The sequence below is a fragment of the Microbacterium sp. genome (genome assembly GCF_049661145.1).
Classification (GTDB): domain Bacteria; phylum Actinomycetota; class Actinomycetes; order Actinomycetales; family Microbacteriaceae; genus Microbacterium.
In genome coordinates, this window is sequence record NZ_JBASZT010000092.1 from 1 (window position 1) to 8,159 (window position 8,159).

Consider the following 8,159-nt stretch of genomic DNA (forward strand, 5'->3'; position numbering starts at 1 on the left):
GAGCCAGGCCGGTGAGCGTCGCCCCGCGGGAGTGGCGCTCACCGGCAATACCGACTGGTGCTGGAACCCAATATCCAGTGGTGCTCAACCGCAATAATCAGCGGTGCTCACAGGTCCAAATACCCAACGGCGCACCCTCGGCCGACCGACCCGCGTTCGCGGGGGCCGCTGCCGCACGCTTCACCGAGTCGTTCGACGCCCGCGCCGGCTAGCTTCCGAACCGGCCCCGACGGCCCCGACTTGCCGACTTTGGTCGCTTCACCGGCCACCAAACGACCAATTTCGGCAAGTCGACCTGGATCCCGCCGCCCTCAGTCGCGGACGACCATCACGAGGGGGTCAAAGGTGCGGGGGAGGGCGCCGGTGGCTCCCTCTATGGGCAATCCTTCCCGCGCCCAATACTCGTACCCGCCCGATCATCTCCTTGACCGCGTAGCCGAGTTTCGCGAACTCGATCGCGCCCTTTGCGCCCGCGTTGCAGCCGGGGCTCCAGCAGTAGACGACCACCGGCACTGCCGTATCGAGCTCTCGGGACGCTCGCGCCGCGATGTCGCGGTACGGCAGGTGGATGGCGCCGACGACATGACCCTGTGCCCATGCCTCGGCCCCGCGGACGTCCACGAGCGCGAACCGCTCGCCGGCCCGACGCGCGGCGTAGACATCGGACGGGTCGGTCTCGTGGGCGAGCTTGGCGGAGAAATAGGCGAGAGCGTCGGTCATGTCCCCGAGGCTACGACAACGACGAAGTGGCGAGGAGGACTCTGACGGTCACTCCTCGCCGCATCACTGCCACGCTGTGCGGTCGCCACATCACCGTGCGGTCACCACATCGTGGCGTCAGCTCTTGTCGTCGGCATCCTTCGCCGGAGCGCCGCCCTCGATCTCGGCCTGCTCCGTCTCGGCGAGGTGGTCCAGCGCGTGGTGCTGGTGTGCCCGTGCATCCTCGAGCTCCGCCTGCGTGACGGGAGTGAGGCGGTCCTCGAAGAACCAGCGCGAGATCGACGCGCGCAGGTTCTCGTGCCACGGGATGCGACCCTGATCGTTGGGGCGTACCACGAGCGGCTCGTTGGTCTCGAAGTCGACCAGTTTGACGACCTCGTACTGGTCGACGGGCTGGTGGACCTCGATGTACTCGCCGCCGGGCAGCCGCACGATCCGACCGGACTCATAGCCGTGCAGCGCGATCTCGCGGTCCTTCTTCTGCAGCGCGAGGGCGATCCGCTTCGTGATGAAGTACGCCAGTACGGGTGCGATGAACAGCAGCGCCTGCAGCGCGTGGATGACGCCTTCCATCGTGAGCCAGAAGTGGGTGGCGATGATGTCGGAGGATGCCGCGGCCCACAGCACGGCATAGAAGAACACTCCGGCGACGCCGATCGCGGTGCGCGTCGGGGCATTGCGCGGGCGTTGGGCGATGTGGTGTTCGCGCTTGTCGCCGGTGATCCACGCTTCGATGAAGGGGTAGATCGCGACGATCACGAGGAAGATGCTGAAGACGCCGCCCGGGATGAGGATGTTGAACGACCAGGTGCGGTCCCACAGCACGATCTCCCAGTGCGGCGGCACGAGCCGCAGGGCGCCGTCGGCGAAGCCGATGTACCAGTCCGGCTGCGTGCCTGCGGACACCGGCGACGGGTCGTACGGTCCATAGTTCCAGATCGGGTTGATCGTGAACAGCGCGGCGATCAGCACGATGACGCCGAACGTGATGAAGAAGAAGCCGCCCATCTTGGACATGTACACCGGCATCATCGGATAGCCGACGACGTTGTCGTTCTTGCGGCCGGGGCCGGCGAACTGCGTGTGCTTGTTGATGACCATGAGCATGAGGTGGACGACGAGGAGCCCGGCAAGGATCGCCGGTAGCAGCAGGATGTGCAGCGTGTACAGACGACCCACGATCGCGGTGCCTGGGAACTCACCGCCGAAGAACAGGAACGAGGTCCAGGTGCCGATGATCGGGAGGCCCTTGATGATGCCGTCGATGATGCGCAGGCCGTTGCCGGAGAGCAGGTCGTCGGGCAGGGAGTATCCGGTGAATCCTTCGGCCATCGCGAGTACGAAAAGGACGAACCCGATCAACCAGTTCAGTTCGCGCGGCTTGCGGAAGGCGCCCGTGAAGAACACGCGCAACATGTGCACGCCGATGCCTGCGACGAACACGAGCGCGGCCCAGTGGTGGATCTGACGGACGAGCAGACCGCCACGGATGTCGAACGACAGGCGCAAAGTGGAATCGAGCGCCGCCGACATCTCCACGCCGCGCAGCGGCAGGAAGGAGCCGTTGTAGTGCGTCTCGACCATGGATGCCTGGAAGAAGAACGTCAGGAACGTGCCCGACAGCAGGACCACGACGAAACTCCACAGTGCGATCTCGCCGAGCATGAACGACCAGTGGTCGGGGAAGATCTTGCGCCCGAGCTCCTTGACGAAGCCGGAGAGGCTCGTGCGCTCGTCGATGTAGTTCGCCGCTCCCGCGACGAACCGGCCGCCGAGGGGCTTCTCGGGGGTTTCGGACCGTGAGGCGTCTGCGGCGGTGTCAGGGCCGGTCTCGGTGACAGTCGCGGTGCTCAATGGCGCTCCCAGAAGCTCGGGCCGACGGGTTCGGTGAAGTCGCTCTGCGCCACCAGATAACCCTCGTCATCGACGGCGATGGGCAGCTGCGGCAGCGGACGGGCCGCGGGGCCGAAGATGACGGCCGCGGAGCGCGAGACGTCGAACTGCGACTGGTGGCACGGGCACAGCAGATGGTGCGTCTGCTGCTCGTAGAGGGCCACGGGGCAGCCGACGTGCGTGCAGACCTTGGAGTAGGCCACGATGCCGTTGTACGACCACTCCAGCTTGTTCTCTGCCGCCGGCAGCTGCTCCGGGAGCAGCCGCACCAGCAGGACGATCGCCTTGGCCTTCTCCTCCAGGTATCCGTCGTGGTGGCTGAGGCTCGCGAGCGACTCGGGGATGACGTGGACTGCGGACCCGAGCGTCAGATCGGCGGCGCGGATGGGCTCGCCGCTGGGGTCGTGCGCGAGGCGCTCGCCCTTCTTCCACATCGTGTGGTGCAGGAGCGCGACGGGGTCACCCGCAATCGGGTCTTCCGCAGTGTTGTGAGGTGCCAGACCGCGAAACAGGGTGATGCCCGGCAGGATCGAGGCGACCAGCGCCGCGAAGAGCGAACCTGTGATGGCGGTGCGGCGTCCGAAACCTGACTCCTCGTTCGCATCGCGGAATGCCTGAACAGCGGCTTCGCGCGTCGTGTCCCGGCCGCGCGTCGCGTGGCGGGGCTCGACGAACTCTCGGTCGCTCATGATGGCCTTCGACCAGTGGATCGCGCCGAGGCCGATGGCCAGCAGCGCGAGACCGATCCCGAGACCGATGAAGAGGTTGTTGTGGCGGATGTCGACGAGCCGACCGCTCTCGATGGGGAAGAGCATGTACGCGGCGATCGCCCAGATGCTGCCCGCGAGGGAGAGGTAGAACAGCGTGTACACGGTGCGGACAGCGCGCTTCATGGCGGCCGGATCCTTGTCCGTGATGCGCTCCCGGTGCGGCGGCAGCCCGGGGTTCTGCAGGGGGTCGGGAACCGCGACGGCGAGCCCGGGGGAGGGCTGCCACGAGCGCCTCTCGTGCTCGAGCGCGTCTTCCTCGTGTGCCATGGTGCGTCCGTTCCCTACGTCAGTTCCGATATCCACAGATGCCCGATCGGGATTCCGTCAGTTCGACTTCGCCGTGATCCACACGGTGATGGCGATCAGCGTCCCGATGCCGAAGATCCAGATGAACAGACCCTCGGAGACCGGACCGAGCGAACCGAGTGAGAACCCGCCCGCCGACTCGTTCTCCTGCAGGAACAGCAGCGCCGAGATGATGTCGCGCTTCTCGTCCTGCGTGAGGGTCATGTTGTTGAACACCGGCATGTTCTGCGGGCCGGTGACCATCGCGGCGTACATGTGCAGCGCGCTCGTGCTCGTGAGGGCGGGGGCGTACTTGCCCTCGGTGAGCGCCCCGCCGGCGGCGGCGACGTTGTGGCACATGGCGCAGTTGGTGCGGAAGAGCTCCGCGCCGTTGGCCACATCGCCCTCGCCGTCGAGGATCTCCTCGGACGGATAGGTCGGACCAGGGGACACGGACTGCACCCAGGCGGCGATCGCCCTGATCTGGTCCTCGGTGAACTGCGCCGGCTTCTGCGGTGCCTGCGGACCCTGCATCTGCAGCGGCATCCGGCCCGTCGACATCTGGAACTCGACGGCGAGCTCGCCCACGCCGTACAGCGAGGGGCCGTCTGCGGTGCCCTCCATGTTCAAGCCATGGCACGTGGCGCAGTTGGCCTGGAACAGCTTCTTGCCGTCGTCTGCGGTGAGGGCGCTGGATACCGCTGCGGGCTCGGTCGCGGCCATCGCCGCCGAAGCTCCGGCGTAGACGCCACCCGTGACGAGCAGGCCGATGCCGATGAGCGCGGCCGCGGCCCACTTGCTGCGGCGGCCGGTCTTGCGGCGTGTGGTCTGGGGTGCCATGGAAGTAGTCAGCTCCGCTCTCACTTGAGGAAGTAGATGACGAGGAACAGCGCGATCCACACGACGTCGACGAAGTGCCAGTAGTAGGACACGACGATCGCCGAAGTCATCTCCTTACGTCCGAAGTTCTTGACAGCGAAGGCGCGGCCGATGACGAGTAGGAACGCGAGGAGACCGCCGGTCACGTGCAGCGCGTGGAAGCCAGTCGTGAGGTAGAACGCCGATGCATAGGAGTCCGCGGTGATCGGCATGCCCTCTGCGATGAGGGTGGCGTACTCCCACACCTGGCCCGAGACGAACACCGCGCCCATGATGAAGCTGAGGTAGAACCACTCGACCATGCCCCACTGACGGAACTGCCAGAACGAACCGCTCCGGTAGGACTGGAACCGTTCGGCGGCGAAGACGCCGGCTTGAGCGGTGAACGACGACAGGATCAGGATGACGGTGTTCGCGGCCGCGAACGGGACGTTCAGCTCCTGGGTGCGTTCGGCCCACAACTCGGGTGCGGCCGCGCGCAGCGTGAAGTAGATCGCGAACAGTCCCGCGAAGAACATGACCTCGCTGCCGAGCCAGACGATGGTGCCGACCGCGACCGGATCCGGACGCTTGACGGAACGCAAGGCTTGGGAATAGGTCGCTGAAGTGGTCGTCACGTTCCCCATTATGGCGGATTCGGCGCCCGGTTTTCGCATCACTGAAGGTGCGCCCGACATTTCCATGATTCGCGATCGACTTTCGGGGGGATCAGAGCCCGCTGTGCGCCCGCCGGGAGTTCGCCGAGCAGCTGCCGATAGGATCGATGCTCATGGCGGAGATGCATTCCTGGCCTGGGGTCCTCACCACGCTGCTGGAGCGGCGCGACCTCAGCGTGTCCGAGTCGACCTGGGCGATGCGGCAGGTGATGCGCGGCGAGGCGACACCATCGCAGTTGGGCGGCTTCCTCCTCGCTCTGCGTGCGAAGGGCGAGACGGTCGATGAGATCGTCGGATTCCGTGACGCCATCCTCGAGGCGGCGCTACCGCTGCCGGTGCCCGCCGAGGTCCTCGATATCGTCGGCACCGGGGGGGATCGCTTCGGCACGGTGAACGTGTCGACGATGTCGGCGATCGTCGCCGCCGCGACCGGCATCCCGGTGGTCAAGCACGGCAACAGGGCAGCCAGCTCGGCATCCGGCTCCTCCGACGTGCTCGGCGCGCTCGGCATCGATCTCACGCTTCCGCCGGAGCGGGTCGCCGAGGTGCTGGCGGAAGTGGGCATCACCTTCGCGTTCGCGTCGGCGTTCCACCCCGGGTTCCGCCACGCGGGGCCGACACGGGCCGAACTGGGCGTGCCCACCGTGTTCAACTTTCTCGGCCCGCTGTGCAACCCGGCGCGCGCCGAGGCCAACGCGGTGGGCGTCGCAAGCCTCGACCGGGTGCCGCTCATCACGGGTGTGTTCCGGACGCGCGGCGCGTCGGCGCTCGTCTTCCGTGGCGATGACGGGCTCGATGAGCTGACGACGACCGGCCACAGCCGGATCTGGGAGGTCAGCCGCGGCGACATCCACGAGCACGATCTCGATCCCCGCGATCTCGGCATCCCGCTCGCCGATATCGGCGACCTCATCGGCGGCGACCCCGCCCACAACGCCGGCGTCGTGCATCGGGTGCTCGAGGGTGAGCAGGGGCCGGTGCGCGACATCGTCCTGCTCAATGCCGCCGCCGGCATTGTGGCGTTCGAGCTGTTCCGCGATGCGACCCAGGTGCAGTACCCGATCATCGAACGCCTCGGCCGTGCGCGGGATGCCGCTGCGGCCGCGATCGACGACGGGACGGCCGCCCAGCTGCTCTCCCGCTGGGTCGCCGGCACCAACCACTGAGCAACCGCTGAGCGGTCACTGAGGGGCCGCCGCGCCGTGCTGCGGCGGGGGTTTTCTCCGGTTCCTCCTGTGGTGCCCCACGCGGGCAGGCGGCTACGTTGAGGGCAACAGCCGATCACGGAAGGAACGACCTCATGTCTGCAGATGTCCCCGCCACCGCCGACACCGTCGAACCCCCGCAGAAGAAGGTGGGTTTCGTCAAGGTCGCCGGAATCCTCGGCATCCTCGGCGGCATCGCCCTCATCGTCGTCGGCGTCGTGATCTGGGCGATGGTGTCCACTCAGCTGCGCGCCGAGAACATCACGATCCCCGACGACGCGATGGCGTTCCAGGGTCAGACCGTCGCCGGCCCCTTCACCGCCTACGTGCAGGCGGACATCATCCAGCACCACGCCCTGGAGTCGTCCGGCGGCAAGACCTATGCCGAGCTCGACCGCGAAGACCCCGTACGCGCGACCATGATGAACGCGTCGTTCCTGCGGGCGTCGCTGTTCACGTCGGTCGTCTCGTTCGGCGTCGCGGCGTTCGCGATCGGCGTCGGCATTCTCGCGATACTGTTCGGCGCGGCGCTGGCCCGGCTCGCGTCGGTGCCGGTGATCGTTCGCAGATCGTCGGTGACCCGCTCCTGACTCCACCGGAACGGGTCCGCGCCCCGCGCAGGCCCGTTCCGGCGTTTCCCGGTGCGACCGTGAACCCTGCTGACGCGCTTCTGGAGATCGCGACGCTGCTCGAGCGCGAGCGGGCGTTGCGCTACCGTTCGTCGGCATTCCGTACCGCCGCCGCTGTGCTGGAGGGGCTGACCCCCGCCGAACTGGTGGATGCCGCGGGCCTGCGCCGCCGCAGAGGGATCGGCGACACGTCGTTCGCCGTGATCCAGGAAGCGCTCGCCGGGGAGGTTCCGCGCTATCTCGCGGAGCTGCGCGAGCGGTACACGCCGGCGCGTTCGGAACTGCGCGCGGCGCTGCGCGGCGACCTGCACAGCCATTCGGAGTGGTCCGACGGAACGACGTCGATCGCGCAGCTGGCGGCCGCCGCCCGCGACCTCGGCCACGAGTACCTCGCCCTGACCGACCACTCGCCTCGGCTGCGTGTGGCGAACGGGCTGTCGCCAGAACGGCTGCGCGCACAACTCGAGCAGCTGCCGGCGTACTCCGACGAACGCTTCACGCTGCTGAGCGGGATCGAAGCCGACATTCTTGAGGACGGCGGCCTCGATCAGAAGCCCGAGCTCCTCGATGAGCTCGACGTCGTCGTCGCCTCGGCGCATTCCAAGCTGCGGATGGACTCCGCGCCGATGACGCGCCGGCTCGTGTCCGCTGTCTCCAGCGGTCGGGTCGACGTGCTGGGACACGTCACCGGACGGCTCATCACGGGGGCGAGGGGAACCCGCCCGCCGTCGACGTTCGACGCCGCAGCCGTCTTCGACGCATGCGTGTCGCACCGCGTCGCGGTCGAGATCAACTCACGCCCTGAGCGCGAGGATCCTCCCGATGAGCTCATTGTCCTCGCTCTGGAGTGCGGCTGCCTGTTCTCGATCGACTCCGACGCCCACGCACCCGGGCAGCTCGGTCTGATCGACGAGGGTGCCGCCCGCGCGGAACGCCTCGGCATCCCTGCGGAGCGTATCGTGACGACCTGGCCGCTGCCGCGGCTGCGGGAGTGGCTCGCGCGCTGAGCGACTGAGTTGTCGCCCGCTGTGGCTTGCGCTGGGTGCGACTCGTGCGGGCGGGGTCGCGTGTGGTCGGATTCGCGCGCGGGTTGCGACCACTTGCGACCCGGCGGGCGGATGC

General features: G+C 67.6%; 7 protein-coding genes and 1 pseudogene. 3 read left to right on the top strand and 5 right to left on the bottom strand.

The window, feature by feature from the left end; genetic code table 11:
* Nucleotides 1–311: 311 nt before the first annotated feature.
* The 5 genes and pseudogenes from WBP48_RS04095 to WBP48_RS04115 all read right to left on the bottom strand — a co-directional run bounded on the left by WBP48_RS04095 (nucleotide 312) and on the right by WBP48_RS04115 (nucleotide 5,173).
* Nucleotides 312–720, bottom strand: a pseudogene (locus tag WBP48_RS04095) (rhodanese-like domain-containing protein).
* A gap of 117 nt (nucleotides 721–837) precedes the next feature.
* Nucleotides 838–2,574 (bottom strand): cytochrome b, encoded by a 1,737-nt coding sequence (locus WBP48_RS04100; RefSeq protein WP_424436480.1) that lies wholly within the window; start codon nucleotides 2,572–2,574, stop codon nucleotides 838–840.
* Nucleotides 2,571–3,650, bottom strand: a complete 1,080-nt coding sequence (locus WBP48_RS04105) for a Rieske 2Fe-2S domain-containing protein (protein WP_424436483.1) — start codon at nucleotides 3,648–3,650, stop codon at nucleotides 2,571–2,573. The genes WBP48_RS04100 and WBP48_RS04105 overlap by 4 nt, the downstream gene beginning before the upstream one ends.
* 57 nt (nucleotides 3,651–3,707) lie before the next feature.
* Entirely contained in the window at nucleotides 3,708–4,508 is an 801-nt protein-coding gene (locus WBP48_RS04110) for a c-type cytochrome (RefSeq protein WP_424436486.1), read from the bottom strand.
* 20 nt (nucleotides 4,509–4,528) lie between these two features.
* Nucleotides 4,529–5,173, bottom strand: a complete 645-nt coding sequence (locus WBP48_RS04115) for a cytochrome c oxidase subunit 3 (RefSeq protein WP_424436489.1) — start codon at nucleotides 5,171–5,173, stop codon at nucleotides 4,529–4,531.
* 143 nt (nucleotides 5,174–5,316) lie between these two features.
* On the opposite strand from WBP48_RS04115, the gene trpD reads away from it, so the two are divergent.
* From trpD to WBP48_RS04130, 3 genes are all read left to right on the top strand, one after another.
* Entirely contained in the window at nucleotides 5,317–6,369 is a 1,053-nt protein-coding gene (gene trpD / locus WBP48_RS04120) for an anthranilate phosphoribosyltransferase (protein WP_424436492.1), read from the top strand.
* A 134-nt stretch (nucleotides 6,370–6,503) separates the two neighbouring features.
* Nucleotides 6,504–6,998, top strand: coding sequence for an aromatic ring-opening dioxygenase LigA (locus WBP48_RS04125; RefSeq protein ID WP_424436495.1), 495 nt, complete (start codon nucleotides 6,504–6,506; stop codon nucleotides 6,996–6,998).
* A 59-nt stretch (nucleotides 6,999–7,057) separates the two neighbouring features.
* Nucleotides 7,058–8,044: a PHP domain-containing protein gene (locus WBP48_RS04130; protein WP_424436498.1), complete on the top strand. Its 987-nt coding sequence runs from the start codon at nucleotides 7,058–7,060 to the stop codon at nucleotides 8,042–8,044.
* The last annotated feature ends 115 nt before the right edge of the window (nucleotides 8,045–8,159 follow it).